This is a genomic window from Alkalithermobacter paradoxus (assembly GCA_002029295.1).
GTDB classification, from domain to species: domain Bacteria; phylum Bacillota; class Clostridia; order Peptostreptococcales; family Peptostreptococcaceae; genus Alkalithermobacter; species Alkalithermobacter paradoxus.
In genome coordinates, this window is record MZGW01000001.1 from 400219 (window position 1) to 423326 (window position 23108).

General features: G+C 29.3%; 22 protein-coding genes. 16 read left to right on the plus strand and 6 right to left on the minus strand.

Annotated features, from left to right (window positions below; genetic code table 11):
- The first annotated feature begins 6 nt into the window (after positions 1-6).
- The 9 genes from dapG (at position 7) to CLOTH_RS02180 (ending at position 11792) form a co-directional block, all read left to right on the plus strand.
- Positions 7-1239, plus strand: coding sequence for an aspartate kinase (dapG, locus tag CLOTH_RS02140; protein ID WP_079411079.1), 1233 nt, complete (start codon positions 7-9; stop codon positions 1237-1239).
- Between the two features lie 116 nt (positions 1240-1355).
- Positions 1356-2048, plus strand: coding sequence for a ClpP family protease (locus CLOTH_RS02145; RefSeq protein WP_079410773.1), 693 nt, complete (start codon positions 1356-1358; stop codon positions 2046-2048).
- Between the two features lie 94 nt (positions 2049-2142).
- Entirely contained in the window at positions 2143-4431 is a 2289-nt protein-coding gene (locus tag CLOTH_RS02150; protein WP_079410774.1) for an FtsK/SpoIIIE family DNA translocase, read from the plus strand.
- A 110-nt stretch (positions 4432-4541) separates the two neighbouring features.
- Positions 4542-5879, plus strand: a complete 1338-nt coding sequence (rimO, locus tag CLOTH_RS02155) for a 30S ribosomal protein S12 methylthiotransferase RimO (protein ID WP_079410776.1) — start codon at positions 4542-4544, stop codon at positions 5877-5879.
- Positions 5866-6384 (plus strand): CDP-diacylglycerol--glycerol-3-phosphate 3-phosphatidyltransferase, encoded by a 519-nt coding sequence (gene pgsA, locus CLOTH_RS02160; protein WP_079410778.1) that lies wholly within the window; start codon positions 5866-5868, stop codon positions 6382-6384. The genes rimO and pgsA overlap by 14 nt, the downstream gene beginning before the upstream one ends.
- A gap of 219 nt (positions 6385-6603) precedes the next feature.
- Complete coding sequence (gene recA / locus CLOTH_RS02165) at positions 6604-7626, plus strand: recombinase RecA (RefSeq protein WP_331721961.1); 1023 nt, start codon at positions 6604-6606, stop codon at positions 7624-7626.
- Positions 7627-7818: 192 nt separating this feature from the next.
- The gene (gene rny, locus CLOTH_RS02170; protein WP_169835119.1) at positions 7819-9393 is read left to right on the plus strand and encodes a ribonuclease Y; all 1575 of its coding nucleotides are present in this window, start codon (positions 7819-7821) and stop codon (positions 9391-9393) included.
- A gap of 164 nt (positions 9394-9557) precedes the next feature.
- Positions 9558-9857, plus strand: a complete 300-nt coding sequence (locus tag CLOTH_RS02175; RefSeq protein WP_079410781.1) for a hypothetical protein — start codon at positions 9558-9560, stop codon at positions 9855-9857.
- 114 nt (positions 9858-9971) lie between these two features.
- Positions 9972-11792, plus strand: a complete 1821-nt coding sequence (locus tag CLOTH_RS02180; RefSeq protein ID WP_079410782.1) for a UvrD-helicase domain-containing protein — start codon at positions 9972-9974, stop codon at positions 11790-11792.
- A 37-nt stretch (positions 11793-11829) separates the two neighbouring features.
- Here the strand turns inward: CLOTH_RS02180 and CLOTH_RS02185 are convergent, their stop codons facing one another.
- Entirely contained in the window at positions 11830-12009 is a 180-nt protein-coding gene (locus CLOTH_RS02185) for a hypothetical protein (protein ID WP_079410784.1), read from the minus strand.
- Between the two features lie 230 nt (positions 12010-12239).
- Between CLOTH_RS02185 and CLOTH_RS02190 the strand changes: the two genes are divergently transcribed.
- Positions 12240-12920 carry a beta/alpha barrel domain-containing protein gene (locus CLOTH_RS02190; protein WP_079410786.1) on the plus strand — a complete coding sequence of 227 codons (681 nt, stop codon included), beginning with the start codon at positions 12240-12242 and terminating at the stop codon, positions 12918-12920.
- Positions 12921-12934: 14 nt separating this feature from the next.
- A complete protein-coding gene (locus tag CLOTH_RS02195) occupies positions 12935-13792 on the plus strand; it encodes a DUF1002 domain-containing protein (protein WP_079410788.1) in 858 nt (285 codons plus the stop codon).
- Between the two features lie 46 nt (positions 13793-13838).
- Here CLOTH_RS02195 and CLOTH_RS02200 read toward each other — a convergent pair whose 3' ends face one another.
- Positions 13839-14105 carry a hypothetical protein gene (locus CLOTH_RS02200; RefSeq protein WP_079410789.1) on the minus strand — a complete coding sequence of 89 codons (267 nt, stop codon included), beginning with the start codon at positions 14103-14105 and terminating at the stop codon, positions 13839-13841.
- 84 nt (positions 14106-14189) lie between these two features.
- Positions 14190-15215 (minus strand): FAD:protein FMN transferase, encoded by a 1026-nt coding sequence (locus CLOTH_RS02205; protein ID WP_079410791.1) that lies wholly within the window; start codon positions 15213-15215, stop codon positions 14190-14192.
- Between the two features lie 143 nt (positions 15216-15358).
- Between CLOTH_RS02205 and CLOTH_RS02210 the strand changes: the two genes are divergently transcribed.
- The 3 genes from CLOTH_RS02210 (at position 15359) to purB (ending at position 19131) form a co-directional block, all read left to right on the plus strand.
- On the plus strand, positions 15359-16282 hold the full coding sequence (locus tag CLOTH_RS02210) for a tyrosine-type recombinase/integrase (protein WP_143715399.1): 924 nt from the start codon (positions 15359-15361) through the stop codon (positions 16280-16282).
- Positions 16283-16376: 94 nt separating this feature from the next.
- Positions 16377-17561: a pyridoxal phosphate-dependent aminotransferase gene (locus CLOTH_RS02215; RefSeq protein WP_079410793.1), complete on the plus strand. Its 1185-nt coding sequence runs from the start codon at positions 16377-16379 to the stop codon at positions 17559-17561.
- A gap of 136 nt (positions 17562-17697) precedes the next feature.
- Positions 17698-19131: an adenylosuccinate lyase gene (purB, locus tag CLOTH_RS02220; protein ID WP_079410795.1), complete on the plus strand. Its 1434-nt coding sequence runs from the start codon at positions 17698-17700 to the stop codon at positions 19129-19131.
- Here the strand turns inward: purB and CLOTH_RS02225 are convergent.
- Positions 19109-19378 (minus strand): hypothetical protein, encoded by a 270-nt coding sequence (locus tag CLOTH_RS02225; RefSeq protein ID WP_079410797.1) that lies wholly within the window; start codon positions 19376-19378, stop codon positions 19109-19111. The genes purB and CLOTH_RS02225 overlap by 23 nt on opposite strands.
- A gap of 54 nt (positions 19379-19432) precedes the next feature.
- Positions 19433-20602, minus strand: coding sequence for an MFS transporter (locus tag CLOTH_RS02230; RefSeq protein WP_079410799.1), 1170 nt, complete (start codon positions 20600-20602; stop codon positions 19433-19435).
- A 292-nt stretch (positions 20603-20894) separates the two neighbouring features.
- On the opposite strand from CLOTH_RS02230, the gene CLOTH_RS02235 reads away from it, so the two are divergent.
- Entirely contained in the window at positions 20895-22016 is a 1122-nt protein-coding gene (locus tag CLOTH_RS02235) for a tyrosine-type recombinase/integrase (protein ID WP_079410801.1), read from the plus strand.
- Positions 22017-22029: 13 nt separating this feature from the next.
- Here CLOTH_RS02235 and yneA read toward each other — a convergent pair whose 3' ends face one another.
- Positions 22030-22302 (minus strand): cell division suppressor protein YneA, encoded by a 273-nt coding sequence (yneA, locus tag CLOTH_RS02240; RefSeq protein ID WP_079410803.1) that lies wholly within the window; start codon positions 22300-22302, stop codon positions 22030-22032.
- A 154-nt stretch (positions 22303-22456) separates the two neighbouring features.
- Here yneA and lexA point away from each other — a divergent pair, with 154 nt between their 5' ends.
- A complete protein-coding gene (gene lexA / locus CLOTH_RS02245; protein WP_079410804.1) occupies positions 22457-23080 on the plus strand; it encodes a transcriptional repressor LexA in 624 nt (207 codons plus the stop codon).
- Positions 23081-23108: the final 28 nt, after the last annotated feature.

Below are 23108 nucleotides of genomic sequence, written 5' to 3' on the forward strand. Positions count from 1 at the left end.
TTAGAAATGAATATACTAGTTCAAAAGTTCGGAGGAACATCTGTAGAATCTCATCAAAAAATGATTGAAGTATCTAATATTATCAAGGACACAAAAGAAAAAGGATACGATGTTGTGGTTGTTGTTTCAGCTATGGGAAGAAGTGGATCTCCCTATGCAACTGATACATTAATAGAATTATGTAAACAAGCTAATGAAGTTGTATCAGATAGAGAACTAGATTTGATAATGTCTTGTGGCGAGATAATATCAGGGTCGATACTGGTACATACTTTAAAAAGAGGTGGATTAGATTCAATTCTTCTTACTGGAGGTCAAGCAGGGATAGTTACAGATGAAAAATATGGAGATGCATCTGTGATACAAATAGATCCTATTAATGTTATAGAAAATTTGAAAGAGGGCAAAGTAGTTGTAGTTACTGGATTTCAAGGAATTACACGTTCTGGAGAAGTTACCACACTAGGAAGAGGTGGAAGCGATACATCAGCAGTGATATTAGGAGCTGGATTAAATGTTAAAGTTGTAGAAATATATACTGATGTAGATGGGATAATGACAGCAGATCCTAGAATAGAAGATAGTGCGCAGGTAATTACAAATATAAATTATGATGAAGTATTTCAAATGGCAGATAAAGGAGCTAAGGTAATTCATCCAAGAGCTGTAGAAATTGCAAAAAATAATAATATAATCGTTAAGATAAAAAATACATTTAATCCAAGTGAGGGAACTAGTATAGGTGGATGTATAACTCATAATATAGATACTTATAAATCAAGTAAAGATGGTAAATTAATCACTGCAGTAGCTCACAAAAATAGATTAACTCAAATCTTAATCGAAAATTGTCAAGAAGAGTTGTTTACAGATATTTTAACTGATATAGAAAAAAATAATATAAGTATGGATATGATTAACTTCTTTATTAAAGAAAAGATATTCACAATAGATAGTGATAAGACTAATATATTGAAACAGATATTAGATTCATATAAAGTAGAATATAAAATAGTAAAAGATTGTTCTAAAGTTACACTAATAGGATCTAAGATAACAGGAATACCAGGTGTAATGGCTCAAATTGTAAAGACATTAACTAAAGAAAACATTAAAATACTACAAACCTCAGACTCACATATGACAATATCAATACTAGTGGAAGAAAACAATATTAAAAAGGCAGTAAATGCTCTTCATAGAGAATTTAGATTATCTGAAATAAAGGCTATCTATTGATAGTCTTTATTTTTATTTTGAAAGTGTATTAAGTTACTATATTGGATAAACTAAAAATGTGATTTTGTATAAGTGGCAGATCTTTGTAAAAATTAATTGAGTCTCAGGAGGAAAAAATGGATAAAAAAACTCGTGAAGAAACAGTAAAAAATAAACTTACATCAGAAAATATCAAAGAATATGGAGTTACAAATTTACCTACAGCAGAAAGTAAAGAAATTCAATGTATAACTATAGTAGGGGAAATAGAAGGCCATATTATGTCAGCACCACAGAAAAAATCAACAAAATATGAGCATATAATTCCACAGCTAGTGGCTTTAGAGGAAAGTAAGGAAACAAAAGGAGTATTAGTGATATTAAATACAGTAGGTGGAGATGTTGAAGCAGGACTTGCTATAGCAGAGCTTATAAATAGTATGTCTAAGCATGTAGTTACACTAGTGTTAGGTGGAAGTCATAGTATAGGAGTTCCCCTTGCTACATCAGGAAGCTATTCATTCATTGCACCAACAGCTACAATGACTATTCATCCTATTAGAATGAATGGATTAGTTATAGGTGTTAATGAAACATTTGAATATTTTAGAAAAATGCAAGACAGGATAATAAATTTTGTGACTAGAACATCTGATATAGACAGAGATACATTCGTAAAACTTATGAATTCAAGAGATGAATTAGTTAGCGATGTAGGTAGTGTTTTAATAGGAGAAGAAGCTGTAAAATATAAATTGATAAATCAAGTAGGTGGCTTGAAGGATGCATTAGCATATTTACAAAAATTAATTTCACAGGAAAATAAATAATGTGATATAATTAAACAAAAAGTGTTAGTGTCCTTAGGCATTAACACTTTTATTCATTATAAAAACAACTTAATACAATAAAGAGGTGAAATATATGAGAAAAAGAAGAAAGAGAAAAAATGTAGATAATGAAATAAAGGAAGGTTTTAAGTTAGATGGCAACTTAAAAGATGAATTTGTTTCTATCGCATTGATTTTTTTCGGATTGTTTCTTTCCTTCAGTTTAAAAACAGAGTCTATGGGAACAATAGGTTATTTTATTAGGATAATGTTTTTAGGTTTTTTTTCTAGGTTATCGATTATTGTACCCTATGTAATTATTTTATTAGGAGTTCTTAACTTAATTCAATCTGAAAATATAAAAAAAATAAAGAAGTATAAGCTATATAATTTTTTTATATTTATAATTATGCTTATTTATGGTGTAAATAACAACCACTTTATACCTATAGACTCTCCATTTTCGGCACAGAATTTAAGAAGTATTTTTAGGATGGCGATAGAGGGAAAAGGAAGTGGGGTATTCAGCACTATAATTGCTTACTATTTTATAAAGTTGTTTGGAATAATAGGATCTTACATACTTAGTATATTTTTTATAATCGTGATTACTTTATTTAGCTTTGATATTTCTTTAAAAGAGGGAATTGAAAAAATTAGAATTTTCCTCGTAGATATATTTAGCAGTGTAAAAAATCTTATAGTTGATTTTGTTATGGTTGAGAAAAAGGATAAACCTACTAGAAGAAATAAAGCTTCTATTGAAAATAAATCAGATGATACATATAATAACAAATTAGATAAAAATGATACAGAAATTAAAATTATAGATTTTAACAACAATTCCCATATAACACCTAGTGAAGAAAAAACGAGTTTGAAAGAAAATGCATTGGATTCTGAACAAAAACAAGAAACTATCAATGATAATATAGATATTGTATTTTCTAATGCTAATCCTAAATATTTAGATTACAAAATCCCACCAATAGATGTTTTGGCTAAACAAAATAATATATCAGATAACAAAGATAAAAAGCAAATACTTAAAAATGCTAAGTTGTTAGAAAAAACATTAAGAGATTTTGGAGTTGAAGCAAGTATAAATCAAGTAACTAAAGGTCCTACCATAACTCGATATGAAATACAACCTAAGTCAGGAGTTAAGGTAAGCAAAATAGTAAGTTTAACAGACGACATAGCTCTAAGCCTTGCCGCTAAAAGCATAAGGATAGAAGCACCGATACCAGGAAAATCTGCCATCGGAATAGAGGTTCCTAATGATGAAATACAATTAGTAACTTTAAGAGAAGTAATAGAATCAAAAGAGTTTGTAGATAGTAAATCGAAATTAAGTTTCGGACTTGGAAAAGACATATCGGGAATGCCTATAGTTACAGATATTTCTAAAATGCCTCATCTATTGATAGCTGGTGCTACAGGATCTGGAAAAAGTGTTTGCGTTAACACATTAATAACAAGTATATTATATAAATCAAAGCCAGATGAAGTTAAATTTTTAATGATAGATCCTAAAGTTGTAGAACTTGGAAACTATAATGGAATACCACATCTTTTAATACCTGTAGTTACTGACCCTAAGAAAGCGGCATGTGCATTGGCTTGGGCTGTAAATGAAATGACAAAGAGATACAAGTTATTTGCTGATAGTTCAGTTAGAGATATATATAGTTATAATGAAAAGGCAGAAGATAAGTTGCCTAGTATTGTGATTATTATAGATGAGCTTGCTGATTTGATGATGGTAAGTGCTAATGAAGTAGAAGATGCAATATGTAGATTAGCCCAAATGGCTAGAGCAGCAGGAATGCATTTGATTGTAGCAACTCAAAGACCATCTGTTGATGTTATTACAGGAGTCATAAAAGCAAATATACCGTCGAGAATTGCTTTTTCTGTATCATCTCAAACAGATTCAAGAACCATATTAGATATGGGTGGTGCAGAAAAATTATTAGGTAAAGGAGATATGCTATTTTATCCTATTGGAGCATCAAAACCAATAAGGCTTCAAGGAGCCTTTATATCTGAAAAAGAAGTAGAAACTGTAGTTGAGTATATAAAAGGACAGATAGATGAAGAAATACATTATAAAGAAGATATAATAGAAAATATAAACAAGAATATAACTGTAGATAACTCATCTGATGATGAGCTTCTAGAACAGGCAATAGAGTTTGTAGTGTCATTACAACAAGCTTCAACGTCTATGCTTCAAAGAAAATTCAGAGTAGGATATAATAGAGCAGCAAGACTTATAGATGAAATGGAACAAAGAGGAATAGTCGGACCTAATGAAGGAAGCAAACCAAGAAAAGTATTGCTTTCTAAAGAACAATATACAAGTTCAGTAGGTGAATAGCTCATAGTTTAAATTCTGAGAACTAAAAGTATATCAATTGGAAGTATTACATGGTAATATATATAAGAATATAACTGAAAGCAAGTCGCGAAATGAAAGGAGTAATATAAATGAGTTTAAAAGTAGCATTAGAATCTCTAGGATGCTCTAAGAATTTAGTTGATTCAGAGATAATGTTAGGAATATTGAGAAACAAAGGATATAGACTTATAGGAAAATTTGAAGAAGCAGATATAATAATAGTAAACACTTGTGGCTTTATAGAGTCAGCTAAGGAAGAATCTATAAACAGCATACTAGAACTAGCACAGTACAAAAAAACAGGAAATTTGAAACTTTTAATAGTTACTGGATGTTTAGCTCAAAGATATAGTCAAGATCTTAAGAATGAATTACCTGAAGTAGATGCTATATTAGGGACTGCAAGCTATCCTAAAATAGGTGAAATAGTTGAGGAGCTTTCAAGAGAAAAGAATATAGTACTTTTAGATGAAATAGATTTTGTATATGATGAGAACTTACCAAGATATATAAGTACACCAAAATATATGGCATATCTGAAGATTGCAGAAGGGTGTGATAATCATTGTACATATTGTATAATACCAACATTAAGAGGTAAATATAGAAGCAGAAAAATTGAGGATATACTAAATGAAGCTAGAGAATTAGCAGCATCAGGAGTAAAGGAGCTAATAGTTATAGCTCAAGATACAACCAGATATGGTGAAGATTTATATAGTAAGCCAAAGTTACACGTTTTACTCGAAGAATTATCTAAAATTGATGAACTTGAATGGATAAGAGTAATGTATTCATATCCTGAAGCTATAGATGAGAATATAGTTAGAGTCATTGCTGATAATAAAAAAATATGTAATTACTTTGATATTCCAATACAGCATTGTAATGACAGGATTTTGAAGTTAATGAATAGAAAAACAAATAAGAAGGATTTAATTGATAAAATTTCACTTATAAGAAAGCATATTCCAGATGCTATACTTAGAACATCTATAATAGTTGGATTCCCAAGTGAAACAGAAGAAGAATTCTGCGAATTAAAAGATTTCGTTAAAGAAGTGCAATTTGATAAGCTAGGTGTATTTACCTACTCTATGGAGGAAGGGACTGCAGCTGCTAAGCTAAAAGGTCAAATAGATGAAGAAACGAAACATAGAAGAAAGGACGAACTTATGCTTTTGCAGCAGAGTGTATCTATTAAGAAAAATCAAAATAAATTAGGCAGAATATATTCTGTACTTATAGATGAAAAAATAGAAGATGGATTATATATGGGTAGAAGTTATGAAGATGCCTATGATATAGATGGAGTTGTATATATCAGAACAAAACAAGAACTTAAAATAGGAAATTTTATAAATGTGAAAATAATAGAGGCTTTAGAGTATGATTTAGTGGGGGAGATAACTAATGAACTTAGCTAACAAATTAACACTTGGAAGAATTTTGTTAGTTCCATTATTTATTGTAGTTATATTGTCAGGTATTAAAAATTCTTTACCTATTAGTGCTATTATATTTTCTATAGCATCAGTAACAGATTTTTTAGATGGCTATATAGCTAGAAAATATAATATGATAACTAATTTTGGGAAATTTATGGATCCACTTGCAGATAAGATTTTGGTTGCTGCTGCTCTTATAAGTATGGTAGAGCTTCAACTAGTTCCATCATGGATGGTTATAATAATAATATGTAGGGAGTTCGCTGTAAGTATATTAAGGGCAATAGCATCATCATCAGGTATAGTTATAGCAGCTAGTAAATGGGGAAAATATAAAACAATATCACAAATAGTATCTATACTTATGGTTTTGTTGCAAATACCTTTTTATAATATAGTATTGTGGATAGCCTTAATACTTACTATATACTCTGGGTACGATTACATTTATTTAAATAGATCATTAATAACTGAAAAGAAGTAAAATTAAACTAATATTGAATAACAATAATTCGAAAAATATATGCGAGTTATTGTTATTTTTTTAAATTTTTGGAAAATAATATAAAGGTAGGATCGTTATCTATCCTTCTATATAATCTTATAGTCATAAATTTTTTACCAAATATAATTGACTATAATTTGAATGTATTATATAATGATTTTAGAACATTTGTTCTGTCGAGGAAAGGTGGTATTAAGTATGGATGATAAAAAGAAAGCTTTAGAAAGAGCGTTGGCAGAGATAGAAAAAGACTTTGGAAAAGGTTCTATTATGAAACTAGGAGAAGCTTCTAAAGCGACTATAGAAACGATATCTACAGGTTGTATAGGCTTAGATATTGCTATAGGTATAGGAGGCTTACCTAAAGGTAGAATAATAGAAATATATGGGCCAGAATCTTCTGGTAAAACTACTGTAGCACTAAGTGTTATCGCAGAAGCACAGAAAAAAGGTGGAATAGCAGCTTTTATAGATGCAGAACATGCACTAGACCCTGTTTATGCAAAAGCTTTAGGAGTTGATATAGAAAGTCTAATAGTATCACAACCTGATACAGGAGAGCAAGCTCTTGAAATAGCAGAGGCTCTAGTTAGAAGTGGAGCTATAGATGTAATAGTTGTGGACTCTGTAGCAGCCCTTGTTCCAAAGGCAGAAATAGAAGGGGAAATGGGAGCATCACACGTAGGACTACAAGCTAGACTTATGTCTCAAGCACTTCGTAAATTAGCTGGTGCTATAAACAAATCTAAATGTATTTCTATATTTATAAATCAGTTAAGAGAAAAAGTAGGGGTTATGTTTGGAAATCCAGAAACAACTACAGGTGGTAGGGCTCTAAAGTTTTACGCCTCAGTAAGACTTGATGTTAGAAAAGTAGATGTAATAAAACAAGGGGATCAAGTACTAGGAAGTAGAACGAGAGTGAAGGTAGTAAAAAATAAAGTAGCACCGCCGTTTAAGCAATGTGAATTTGATATAATGTATGGAGAGGGAATATCTAAAATAGGAGATCTTTTAGATATAGCAACAGAAATAGACATAATCAAAAAATCAGGAGCATGGTACAGTTATAACGATATGAAACTAGGACAAGGAAGAGAAAATGTTAAAAACTGGTTGAACGACAACCCAGATGTAGTTAAAGAAATAGAAGACCTAGTTAGAGCACATTATAATCTAAATCCATCTCAAAGTGATAATACAAGCACAGAAAATGCCTAGACAAAAAGCTACTTTCTTCAAAGAAAGTAGCTTTTAAAATGGAAGCGATTTTCTATAACTTGACACTTTAATAAAAAAATTATACAATTAAAAAAATAGAGATATTTAAAACAAAGTTTACATTTATAAAGAATGAACAGGAAAGCATATGCTTTATGTAATGCATTTCCTGTAAACTATAATATTTACATAATGAAAGCTTTGATTTTATTAAGGGAGGTGGAGATTATTAGTGGCACACAAATACTAATAGTCATTGCAGGTACTGGAGTAGGTACATTAATTGGATACTTCATAAGAAAAAATATAGCAGAAGGAAAGATAAATTCAGCAGAGGAATTATCTAAGAAAATTATAGAAGATGCTCATAAAGATGCAGCAACTATAAAAAAAGAAAAGTTATTAGAAGCAAAAGAAGATGTTCACAAGTTAAGAAGTGAACTAGAAAGAGAAAGTAAAGAGAGAAGAAATGAACTACAAAGATATGAAAAAAGATTGATTCAAAAGGAAGAAACTCTAGATAAGAAGGCACAAGCATCAGAAGCTAAAGAAATGAATTTAAATGAAAAATTGAAAGAAATAGCAGAAAAAGAACAGGAAATAGAAACAATAAAAAAACAACAGATTGAAAAATTAGAAGATTTATCTGGATTTACATCAGAACAAGCAAAAGAAATACTTTTATCAGATGCAAAGAAAGAAGTAAAACATGAAATGTCTATTATGATAAAGCAACTAGAACTTCAGGCTAAAGAAGAAGCTGAAAAAAAAGCTAGAGAAATAATAGCGTATTCAATACAGAAGTGTTCTGCAGATCATGTTGCTGAAACTACTGTAACAGTTGTCAACCTTCCGAATGACGAGATGAAAGGAAGAATAATAGGTAGAGAAGGAAGAAATATAAGAACGTTAGAAACTTTAACAGGAATAGATCTGATAATTGATGATACTCCAGAGGCTGTAATCTTATCAGGATTTGATCCTATAAGAAGAGAAGTAGCTAGAATCGCTTTAGAAAAATTAATATTAGATGGTAGAATACATCCTGCAAGAATTGAAGAAATGGTGGAAAAAGCACAGAAAGAAGTTGAAAATATAATAAAAGAAGAAGGAGAAAAAGCTACTTTTGAAACAGGTGTACATGGACTACACCCTGAAATTATAAAGTTGTTAGGAAGATTAAAATATAGGACAAGTTATGGTCAAAATGTTCTTAAGCACTCTATTGAAGTGGCACATCTAGCTGGTATTATGGCTGCAGAAATTGGTGCTGACGTAAGATTGGCTAAAAGAGCTGGTCTTTTACATGATATTGGAAAAGCTGTAGATCATGATATGGAAGGAACTCATGTTGAAATAGGAATTGACCTTTTGAAAAAATACAAAGAATCTAAAGATGTTATTCATGCTATGTCTACTCATCACGGTGATTATGAGCCTGAAACTAGTGAAGCAGTCTTAGTAACTGCAGCTGATGCTATATCAGCTGCAAGACCAGGAGCTAGAAGAGAAACTTTAGAATCATACATCAAAAGACTAGAGAAACTTGAAGAAATATCTAATTCGTACGAAGGTGTTGAAAAGTCATATGCTATACAAGCAGGTAGAGAAATTAGAATTATTGTAAAGCCAGATCAAATAAAAGATGATGAAATACATTTATTAGCTAGAGATATAACTAAGAAAATCGAAGATGAATTAGAATATCCAGGTCAAATAAAAGTAAGTATAATAAGAGAAACTAGGGCAGTTGAATACGCAAAATAAACAAGATAATAAAAGACTTGATGTCTCATACGAGATATCAAGTCTTTTATTTGTTTAGATTTCCCAGTAGAAAAACAGAAGTAAAATATAAAAACTAGTCACACATAAATAAGAATAAAGAAAGAAATACTATTGTTAAGTTAAAAAATGAAAGGAGTAATAAAATGCTAAATAAGTTAGCCCAAAATCAGTTCGTAAAAATAACAAAACCACACAAAGATTATGTGGAATATGGAATAGTTACTAAGACAAATCACGATGAGAATGAGTACGAAATTTTATACATGGGATTTCTAAATCAAAACGGAGAGTTTTTATCATATCCTACAGAAGTTCAAAGACTACTTGAAAGACTAAAAATAACTGATGGTATATTTGAAGAAGTTAAAGAAGCAAAAATTAGAAGAAAAATGAATAAATGGATGGATGAAAATTTTGATAAAGTTGTTAGAGAATTTCATTAACATATAAATAAACCATAGCTGATTAACAAGCTATGGTTTATTTATATAAAATGTTATAGTATAATGAAAAATAATAAATCTCAAGTATCTAATAAAGTTTAGAGGGGGATAAAATTGAAAATATATTCTACTAATATAGTTTCCGATTTAGACTCTTTAAGAATAAAGAGTAGCGAAAGGGATTTTTACAAGCACTTTTCAAATAAATTAGATGGAGTTTCGATAAGCAAGGTGGTTCCTGTAGAAGGCATAAGTTTAGACCTTATGTATATGGAAGATAACAACATATTATTTATAAAATTTATGGATACAAGCGAAGATACATATTCTATCTTAGAAGAAGATTTGCTAGAAGTTATGGAGGAAGAGTATGAAAACTTAGTACAGGGGATTAAGAAATTTAATCTAAATATCAAATATAATATTGTATACATAATGCCTTATGTTTCTATAGAAAGATACTTAGGTTTTGAATATTTTATTAAAAACCATATAATAGATAAAAATACGTATAAAAATATGATTGCAAATTTAGATGTTTTAAAAGGTTATTTTAAAGGAAGAAATGAAGAATCTGTTCTTAATTTATTTAGATTTTATATCTGTCCAGAATACCATACTATAAAGAAGGAAGGTAAAAGTAGGGTAATAAATAAAGATTTCAAAAGAATTTCATTTTGGCATCAGAATTATGAGTATACTGGCTTATTTTTAGATTCTTTTCAGTTGAGTAAACTAAACTCAATAAAATATGGAAATACTGTATTTGTAGGAGGGGCAGGTAGTGGCAAAACTACAATATTACTATCAAGAGCTATAAAACTTTCTAAGTTATACAATAAAGATAGGTTTTTATTTATAACATATAACAAACAACTAATGAATAATGTAAAAAATGAAATGAGTATACTAAGAAGGGATTCGAATAATATTGATATATATAATTTTCATGGATTTATAATAAGATTAGCTAAACAGTTTAATTTAGTTATAGATTATGCTAAATTGAAAGAAAATTTCGAAAAACACTTTAAGAATATATTTTTGCAGGTCAAAAACTACTTGAAAGACAAAGTCATATACAAGGGTATATTTATAGATGAAGGAGAAAAATTTGACCATGAGCAGTTAGAATTTATTTCATCGTTACTATATGATAAAAAGAAAATATTGAATATATCTATTGATAGATCAAAGAAAACATCGAGTAACTCAGATTGGTCTATGCCACCTTGGGAGCATATAGATATAGATGAGTATACAGAAATGAACTATAATTATAGACAAACTAGAAGTATTTCTAACTTTCTAAATAGTTTTAGTTATACTATCACAGATTACACAACTAAACGTGATCTTGTGCTTCCGCAGGGATATTATTCAAAGACTCATTCACTAAGAAATGAAGGGGATAAGGTTCAAATTATAAAGGTAGATCATATAGAGGAAAAAATAGAAGCTATAATATGGGAGATAAAATACCTAGTAAACCAGAAGGGCCTTAGTTATTCAGATATAGCTGTTATATACCCTTTTAGTAACAGAAAGCTAAAAAATGGAAATGTGATATACTTTCAATATATTTTGAGAAAATCATTAGAAGAGAACAATATACCTTACGTATATGCTAATGACGAACTTACTAATTTAAATGACAAAATAGGTGTAACAATTTCAAATATTTATTTAGCAAATAATTTAGAATATAAAGCTGTAGTATTTTGTGAGATAGAGATGTTATATGATCACAAGATAAATTCGGCATGTAGCAACTCTAAAATAGGCAATTTTATTTCTAATTTAAACATAGTTTATACGGGATTAACTAGAGCTACTGATTACCTAACCATTGTTACAACCCTAGAAAAAGAAGAAAGTGATATAATGGGTTTATTGATTAACTCCCTTGACAATAATAACTGTAGAGAATATTAAAATAAATATGGGTGACTATAATCACCCATATTTAAAATTATGCTTGACTATGTTTATCAAACACTATAAATGAGTATATATTTATTAATCCTATTAGACCGCAAATAACTATTTCATTAAAGTTTCCTAAATACGAATGTCTAGATGCAACAATTATACTTAGCACTACCCCTAGTGATGTTGTTATTTTACCTAAAGTTGCTATATTACTTTTCAATATAATCACTCCCCCATAATGAAGATAGTTTAAAATTAAGAGTAACGAACTATATTATATCATATCAAAGCAAATAACACATATGGATATTTATGTAATAAACATAATCGGATGTAAAAATATGAGTTTTTATTTGAAGAAATTTATGGTACTATATATTAAAATCGAGAGTTTGACATTTAGTGCATCACATATTGTGTTTTAAATATAATGTAGAAAGGCGTGATAATGTGGAGAAAGAGAAGTTTATACCTGAAATAAGAACAGGGTTAAGAAAAAATATTATACAAGTTCCTAAGGCCATATATAAAGCTAGTGGGATAAATATTTTGGGAAAAAGAGTAAAGTCTTTTTTATTTTCAACAGACGTTGCTATAATAAGGAATACAAATGCTGATGCAATAATTGCTGTATATCCATTTACTCCTCAGCCAGCAATAACACAAGCTATAATGGATGTTGCGTCAGTCCCAGTGTTTTGTGGTGTAGGTGGTGGCATAACAAGTGGTCAAAGGTCTATAAATATAGCACTTCATGCTGAGTTTCAAGGTGCATTAGGAGTAGTATTAAATGCACCAACTCCGAATGAGGTTATAAGAGAAATGAAAGAAAGAATAGATATTCCTATTGTGGTTACAGTTGTGTCTGAAAGCGAAAATATAGATGAAAGAATCAAAGCAGGTGTATCTATATTAAATGTATCAGGAGCTGCTAATACGGCTAATATAGTCAAAATGATAAGGAAAGATTATCCGTACATTCCTATAATTGCAACAGGAGGACCTACTGACGATACTATATTAAAAACTGTTGAAGCTGGAGCAAATGCAATAACATATACACCTCCATTAACATCAGACATACTAAGTGGAATTATGGATACTTACAGAGATAAAATTGAAAATGACTAACAGGAGTGAACATTATGAAGAAAATTATATTATCAATTATAATGCTTACAATAATTGCTGCAAATACTTTGGTTTATGCAGATAGCTTTAAAGTCGTAACATTAGGTAATGATTTAAAAACAGAGCATAGAAAGAAGATACTAGATATATTCAATGTAGATGAAGGAGATGCAGAAATAATAGTAATTACCAATCAAGAAGAGAGGGAGTATTTAGGTGGTATAGCTCCGATGTCTCAAATAGGTACAAAATCGATATCATCATCTTATATTGAACCTATGCCTGAGGGGTCAGGTTTAAATGTTAAAACTCTAAATTTAACTTGGGTTACAGAAGAGATGATAGCAAATGCTCTTATGACAGCAGGCATAAGTGACGCTAAAGTAATTGCAGCTGCTCCGTTTAAAGTATCTGGAACTGCAGCCTTAACAGGGATTATGAAAGGGTTTGAGAAAGCCACAGGAAAAAAACTTGATGCTAAAGCTAAAGATGCAGCAAATAGAGAAATGATTGCTACCGGAGAATTAGGAGATATAATAGGTAAAGACAAAGCTGTTCAAATTATAAACGATATAAAGAAAGAGGTTGTTGAGAAAAGAGTTACTAATCCAGACGACATAAGAACTATTATAAGAAAGGTAGCTAATCATTATGATGTTAATTTATCTGAAGGTCAAATAGATAAAATATTAGACGTAATGAATAGAATAGGTAGATTAGAATTAGATGTAAATAAGATATCTAATCAAATAAAGGATATTACTAATAAATTATCTAATGTTGTAGAGAAAAACGAAGAAATTAAATCTATAGTTGCTAGAATATTAGAAACAATTCAAAATCTACTGAGAAAATTCAAAATTTCGTTGTAATATAAAAATACTAGCTTTCAAAAGCTAGTATTTTTATATATTAATATTAATTATAATCAGTATGATCATTTTCAAGATAATGTAGCTCACTCGTTAATCTTATGAGATGAGAGTTCTTATCGTATTTGACTTTTGTATTTTTGGGTCTAGCATCATCCTGGCGACTTATGAGATATTTGTTTATTATGTCTAGAGCATTTTCTTCATCAACGTCTTCGTATACTTCGAAATATCTCTTATCAGGAATTTCTAGTGTAAGATTGTACAACCCGTCATTTCTTTTTTCTCTTACTTCTACTATACCATTTAACACTATATCACCTCATTAATTTATCAGTTAGCTTTATTAAATATAGTTCCCTATTTTAGGAGAAAATATATTATAATGATAAAAATTTTAGTGGTTCTTTATAGTGTAGTAGTTATTTGAAAGTATAAAATTATCTTTTACTCCTGAAGAGAGATAAACTTCGTTATTTTTTGTTATGATTATACATTCAGTGTTCGGAATAGATTCTATTAAGCTCAAAGCGTCAGTTGACCCTAATAAGAATGCAACTGTAGAGAGAGCATCTCCATCTATAGAAGATTTATTAATTATTGTTACTGATAGTATGTCGTTGTTTGCAGGGTAACCTGTTGAAACATCTAATATATGGTGAAGTTTTTGATTATCTACGTCTAAATATCTTTCATAGATGCCCGATGTAACTATAGATGAATTATAAGATTTTAATATCCCCATATAGTTTCCAGTTGGTTTATTTGGGTCCTGTATGCCTATATTCCATGGACTTCCCTTGGGATGTTTTCCTAGAGCGATTATATTTCCGCCAATATTAATTATGGCACTTTTTACACCTTTATCCCTTAATAACTTATGAACTTGATCTGCAGAATATCCTTTGGCAATTGCTCCTAAGTCTAAACCCATACCTTCTTGCTCTAAAAACACACTTTTATCATCTGGATATAATTTTACTTTTGTATAATCTATTAAATTTAAGGCTTGTCTAAGTTGTTTATCAGAAGGTACCTTTGCCTCATCACTTCCTATACCCCACAATTTAACCAAAGGGGCTATTGTTGGATCGAATTTACCATCTGATAGTTTTGCATAATATAAAGACGTTTCTAAAACATTAAAAGTATCATCACTAACAGCAACTTTTTTTATTCCTGAATTTATATTTATTTTAGATAATTCGCTATCTTTAATATTTATACTCATAATTTCTTCTATATGCTTTAACCTTTTCATAGCAGCTTCTAAAATAGAATTATCTGTATGTCCATATATCTGTATATCTACAATTGTTCCCATGATTAAATCAGTTTTTGATATATAAGAAATATCAGTTGATTTACAAGAAGTTAAAATTAAGCATAAGATTGCTAAAATGCAAAGTAACTTTTTTCTCAAATTCTCTACCTCCTCAGTGAATATATCAATTGAATAATTGGCAATACTTTTATTTATATGCCCAATATATTAAAATAATTATAACAAAAAACCTAAGCAATTCAAACTTTTTAACGGTAATGGTGAGTGAAGGAGTGATTTATATGTATAAATTTTCAGATTATGAAGAGATAGTGTTAGGGGAATTTTTGAAAGGATTACAAAAATATACAAAGGATGACTATATTAGTAAGATACAACTATTTAAATCTAGTATAGATGATACAGATAAGGATTTATTTACTGTACAAGTAAGTGACTGCAAAAGCTTTATAGAACTTATACAAAGTAAATATGCAAAATCTACATGTGAAAAGATATATGGGTACTTACATAGTTTTTATAATTTTTTAAATAAAGATGGGTATATTGAAGATAATCCGTTTAAATATATCAAAAAACCATCTGTTTCTAGGATTAAAACTAAAGATGATGTTTTAAGTTTTGAAGAAATTAATACTTTGATAGGGGTATTGCCTAAACTAAATCATAGAGATAGAGTTATTATTGTTTTTTTAATAACTACGGGATGTTTGCTTAGTGAGTTGATAAATATAAAATGGAAAGACTTTATAGTAGATGAAAATAACAATTATTACTGTAAGATAGGACAAAGAAAGAAGGAACGAATAGTAAAACTACATCCATATTTATGGAGTTTAATAATTGATTACAGAGAAAGTTTGAATATGAGTACAAATTTTGAGCCGATAGACGACTTTATATTTAAAGGACATAAAGATAAAAACATAAGCGATAGAAATGTTAGAATAATAGTGAAAAAAGCTTTAGATTTAGCTGGACTGCAGAACTATTCTTGTAAGGATTTCAGACATTCGGTTGCTACATTTTCCTTAAGGTTAGGAGCGACGGATGAGGAAGTTAAAGAGTATCTAGGTTGGAGTGACAAATACTATGCTATTAGATATAAATATGTAATTAATTTTGTAGATAACCAACCAATAGATAAAATTATGTCAACGGACAAACTTACGATAAATGAAGTTGTACAAAATAATAAAACTTAGAAAAGTAAAAATATATAAAAAATGAAGGAAAACAACATTTTTTGTAGAATAATGATTATGTGGTTGTAAAAATACATACTTGGAGGTATAAAAAATGGAATTATCTAGAAAACATAAGAATCTTTCTCCGTCTTTAACACTAGCTATAAGTGCTAAGGCTAAGAAAATGAAAGAAGAAGGTATAGATATAATTAGCTTTAGTGTTGGAGAGCCAGACTTTAATACTCCTGAAAATATTAGAAATTCTGCTATCGATGCAATAAATAATGGTAACATAGGTTATACTGCAGCTTCAGGCATGCCTGCTTTAAAGGCGAGTATATGTAATAAGTTAAAAAAAGAAAATAATTTAGAATATACTCAAGATCAAATAATAGTTTCTAATGGAGCTAAACACTCGTTGTATAATGCTTTTCAGGCTATATGTAATGATGGTGACGAAGTAATAATGGCATCGCCATACTGGGTAAGCTATCCTGAACTTGTTAAAATGGCAGGGGCAGTTCCCGTATTTGTTAACTGTAAAGAAGAAAACGATTTCAAATATGATATTGATGAACTTGAAAAATATATAACAGATAAGACTAAAGCTATAATACTAAATAGCCCATCAAATCCAACTGGATCTGTCTACACAATAGAAGAATTAGAAAGAATTGCAGACTTAGCAATAAAACATAATATAATAGTTGTGTCTGATGAAATATATGAGAAGCTTACATATGATGAAACTAAACATATAAGTATAGCATCTTTAAATGAAGAAATAAAAAACTTAACTATAGTTATAAATGGCTTAGCTAAGGGATATGCTATGACAGGATGGAGAATAGGTTATACAGCATCTAATAGTGAAATAGCTAAGATTATGGGTAATATTCAAAGTCATGCTACTTCAAATCCTAATACAATTGCACAGTATGCTAGTATAGAAGCTCTAGAAGGGGACCAGTCTTCTATAGAATTTATGAGAAGAGAATTTGATAAGAGAAGAAAAGAAATGGTAGAAAGAGTTAACAAAATTAATGGATTATCATGCAGAGAACCTAAAGGTGCATTTTATGTAATGGTAAACATATCAAAGATTATAGGAAAAGAGTATCAGGGATACAAAATAAATAATTCTATGGATTGTGCAGATTATTTACTAGAAAAAGCTGCAGTTGCAGTAGTTCCTGGAATTTCATTTGGAGATGATAACTTTATAAGATTATCGTATGCAACTTCACTAGAAAACATTATAGAAGGTTTAAATAGAATAGAAAAAGCAATATCTTAAGAAAAATACCTGAGATTATCTCAGGTATTTTTTATAAACATCATACTATTTACCTAAAATACATTGTTATTGTTCGAAACATGTTGTATAATGATAATATAAAAAGACAACAATGTAAAGAAAAAGGAGCGATAATATGAGTACTTCTTCGTATCAGAATCCATTAATAGAAAGATATTCAAGTAAGGAAATGAGTAGTTTATTTTCAGATGAAACTAAATTTAGAACATGGAGAAAGTTATGGGTAGCTTTAGCTGAAGCTCAGATGGAACTAGGTCTTAATATTACACAAGATCAAATAAATGAAATGAAACATAACATAGATTTTATAAACTTTGAGGATGCAAAAAGGTTTGAGAAAGAAACTAGACATGATGTTATGTCACATGTTAAAGCATATGGTGTTCTATGCCCAAAGGCTAAAGGGATAATACATTTAGGAGCTACAAGTGCATTTGTGGGGGATAATACTGATATAATCTTAATGAAAAAAGGCATGGATATTATAATAAAGAAGCTTGTTAACCTAATAAATAACCTTAAGGAATTTGCTATAAAATATAAAGACACTCCAACACTAGGATTTACCCATTTTCAAGCAGCTCAGTTAACAACTGTTGGGAAAAGGGCTTGCCTATGGATTCAGGATCTGTTATTAGATTTTTATGATTTAGAATATAGAATGAATAATTTGAAGTTAAGAGGAGTTAAAGGCACAACTGGAACGCAAGCAAGTTTCTTAAGTTTATTTGATGGAGATCATGAAAAAGTTAAGAAACTAGAAGCGAAAGTTTGTGAAAAAATGGGATTCAAAGAGAGTTATTTTGTGACAGGACAAACGTACAGCAGGAAAGTAGATTACCAAGTGCTTTCGACTTTATCATCTATAGCACAAAGTATGAATAAAATTACTAATGATATAAGACTCTTACAGAGTTTGAAAGAGATAGAAGAGCCATTTGAAAGTAATCAAATAGGTTCCTCTGCTATGGCTTATAAAAGAAACCCTATGAGATGCGAAAGAATTTCATCTTTATCTAAATATTTAATATCTAACACTCTAAATCCTGCACTAGTTTTTTCAACGCAATGGTTAGAAAGAACATTAGATGATTCGGCTAATAGAAGAATTAGTATACCACAAGCCTTCCTAGCTGTTGATGCTATATTAGAGATAGGTATAAATGTAACTGATGGCCTTGTTGTATATGAAAAAATAATAAATAAACATATAGAAGAAGAACTTCCTTTTATGGCAACAGAAACTATACTTATGGAAGCTGTAAAAAGGGGAGGGGATAGACAAGAACTACATGAAAAGATAAGACAGTATTCTATGGAGGCTGCTAGAGAAGTTAAGCAAGAAGGTAAAAATAACAATCTTATGGAGTATATAGAAAAAGATGAGGCCTTTATGTTGAGTAAAGAAGATATAGACGCTATAATGGATCCTAAAAATTTTATAGGTAGAGCTTCAGAGCAGGTAGTAGAGTTTATAGAATATGAAGTAAATAAAGTAGTTAGTCAATATAAAGATTATTTAGGAATTAAGGTAGAATTAAATGTTTAAACCAACAACAAGAGGCATAACTTTTAGTTATGCCTCTTGTGTTGTTAGTTTCTAGAAAAATCTTTTTATATGTTTTATCTGAATTTATAGACTTATTATTAACTATAGATGTAAATACTACGGTGCTAATAATTATTAGTGTTAGTATTAAAATAATATATGAATACTTGTATGCTTTTTTAGTATTTTTCTTTTTCATTTTATATATCTTTTTCTTAGCTTCTGCATAGTTTATAATTTTTGCCATATGTAAAGACCTCCTTTATTTTATAATGTATTTTAAAATAAAGGATTTTATGCATTACTGAAGAGCATTATTTGGTTGATAATAATAATTTTTAAATGTATTGTAAAATAATATTATCGCAAATATATATAATATACTAGTGATGTAGTATGGGAAGTCATAGTTTGTTATATGTATAATCTGACCTCCTATGAATGTGCCTACAGCTCTAAAAACGTTTGAAATCAACACTATAAAGCTTGAAAACATGCTCATATCTTTCTCATCAACTACTTCCATAGATACACTTTGCACTAGAGGCTGAGCCATATTCATGAGAGCTGTCCTCATGAAAAATGATATTGCTATTATAGTTATATTTTTAGAAATAGAGATAGAAAGTAAGAATGGTATTGATAAAGCCTGACAAAATATAACTGTTTTTATTTTGCCGAGTGACTTACTTAAATAGGGAATGGAAAGTCCACCTAAAACTATACCTAGTTGAGACATAGATAAAAGAATCCCCACTATCTTATTATTTGCACTTAAAGTATGTTTTATATATACACTAAAAAAAGGAACAACTAAGCCAGCACCTATACCTATGAGTGCATTGAAAACAACTATTTTTACAAGGTGTGTATTTCTAAATATATTTGGAGATTGTTTAGACGAAGAATTTTCTGAATTTGTTTTAATATTGTCAATCTTTATTATTGGCAATACAGATAAAATTGACATTATTCCAAAAAAGAGTAGTGTATGCTGTGTATTTACATTGATATCAGAGATAAAACCAGCTGATAAGGTTCCTAACATCATTGAGAAATTCTTAATGCAAAAACTTAAGCTAAACATATTAACTCTATTTTCACGCGATGTTATTTTCATTAAATAAGGGGATTCTATAACAAATTGAAAGGCCATACCTAATCCTAGTGTTAATGATGCAGGTAATAGTATATATTTATGTAGACTGCTGGCTGTTAATATACAACTAATTGTAATTAAGAGTGTAGAAAAAAGCATATTTGCTTTAAAACTGTACTTTTTTAATAAAATACCAGCAACGATAGAACCTATTGCAGTCCCAAAAGTTTGCATAGAAAGAATAGTTCCAATAAAAGAATCTGTAAAATTATTTAATTTTAGATGAATAGATAAAAAGTTTGAAAAACAACCAAACGTCAAAAAAATTAAGGAGCTGCTAATTAAATAGTTTCTGATATTTTTTGTATACATAAAAGGCCTCCAAAGTTTAAAATATTTTTACAAAAAGATTCTATAACTAAATGAAAAAATAATCAATTACATATTATGATTTATAAAAAAATAGCATTATAGACAAAGATAAAAAGAGGTATACGAACAAAAATAACTATTCTTTAAATGTATATTTAGGGAATAGTTACGAAGGTATTCGTTAAGGTATCTTTCATGTGCTAATATTAACAATATCTTTTCTTTATTGTATTGGTAATAAAACACTGGTATTATAATTATGTAATTCCCTATATTTAAAGGAGTTGTTTTTATGAATAAGACTTTAAAAATACATAACAAATCAGATAAGCCATACAACATAGTACTAAAAGAAAATGAGTTAATAGAAAAATGTATCCATATACAAAACTCCCTACCGGGTTTTATGAAGGATTATTTTATATACCTTAAAAATGCAGTTGCAACATCTACCAGACTTGCCTATCTAGAAGATATTCTGTTTTTTTGCAACTACCTAGTTAATGAAACAGACATAATATGTAGTGATAATATTAAAGACATAACATTAGAAGAATTTAATAAGATTAAATCTAGAGATGTAAATATATTTTTAGGAGAATACTGCTCTAGGTACTATAAACAGACAAAGAAAACAGTATTAGTATTTGAAAATCATAATAGAGCTCTAGCTAGAAAAAAGGCTTCTATAGTATCTATGTTTAAATACTTATACAGAAGCGAACAACTAAAAAATAATATTACGGATGGATTTAATCCTATAAAATTACCAAAACCTCAGCCAGATGCCATTAAGAGACTAGAAATTGATGAAGTTGCTAAAATGATAGATGCGGTAGAAAAAGGAGAAGGATTAACTGAAAAAGAAAAAGTATACTGGAGTAAAACAAAACTTAGAGATAAGGCTGTATTACTGATGTTTGTAACGTATGGTCTAAGATTGAGTGAATTACAACAATTAAATATATCTTCTTTTAATTTTTCAAGAGGTGAATTTAAAATATATAGAAAAAGAAACAAGGAAGTTCTTATGCCACTTAATAAAACTTGTGAAACTGCTATATTAGATTATATCAATAATGAAAGAGCTAATACATCGTATACAAGTGATGAAGAAGATCCTCTATTTCTATCTATGCAAAATAAAAGAATGACAACTAGAGCTATAAGAGAACTTGTAAAAAAATATACTTCTATAGCTATGGGTACCACTAAAGATAATGGGTATAGCCCTCACAAATTAAGAGCAACTGCTGCAACGTCATTAATACAGTATGGATTCTCAATATATGATGTTCAAAACTTATTAGATCATGATAATGTGACCACTACACAGCTTTATGCAGCACACAAAAAGAATGTAAAAAGAGAAATCGTTAAAAATTTCGAATGGTTAGAAGAAGAAACAGAATAGACTGTAGCTTAAGCTACAGTCTATTCTGTTTCTTTATAGGAATTAGTATTACTTTTCCTGGGTATATATAAGGTTCATTGAGATTATTTAATTTTTGTATTTCATAAATATAATTTCTTATATCTTCTTTTTCGTTTATGTATTCCCTAGCTATATTCCATAAGGTATCTCCAGATTGAATCTGTATTTCTACAAATTCTAATTCAATATCTTCTTTTCGTAAGTTAAATGGATTTACAATAAATAATAACATTAATAATATTATGCATACATAATTTCTTTTCAAGGTAATACATCTCCTTTCGCGAACATTTGTTTGTTAAAAGTATAATATCAGAACATTTGTTCTTAGTCAATATATTTCAGAACAAATGTTTGAGTTTTTTATTCCTCAGTGATATAATTAGAGTGTTATATTATAATTGAGAGGAGTATATAAAATGTATGCTGGGTTAAATAAAAAGCAGATAGAGATTTTAAATTTCATAAGAAATGAATTAGCTAGAGTTGGTTACCCCCCTTCTGTTAGAGAAATATGTGCTGCTGTAGATTTAAAGTCGACATCTACTGTTCACTCACATCTTAATAAGTTAGAGGAAAAAGGATATATTAGAAAAGACCCAACAAAACCACGTGCTATAGAAGTATTGGGTTCTGATGATGATAACTTCTTTCATAAAAAAGAAATATGTAATATACCAATTGTGGGAAGTGTAACGGCAGGATCACCTATACTTGCTGTTGAGAATATAGAGGATATTATTCCTTTACCTACTACGTTTGTAAAAGGAACAGAAAATTTTATTCTCAAGGTTAAGGGAGATAGTATGATAGATGCTGGAATATTAGATGGAGATTATATAATTGTCAAGCAACAATCAACTGCCAATAATGGAGATATAGTGGTAGCTTTACTAAATGATGATGAATCTACTGTGAAAAGATTTTACAAGGAAGATGATGTTATTAGACTTCAGCCAGAAAACTCATTTATGGATCCCATCTATGTGAAAGAAGTAAAAATCTTAGGTGTTGTATACGGACTATTTAGATTAAATCTGTAATCTAAAAATACATGGCTACATAGCCATG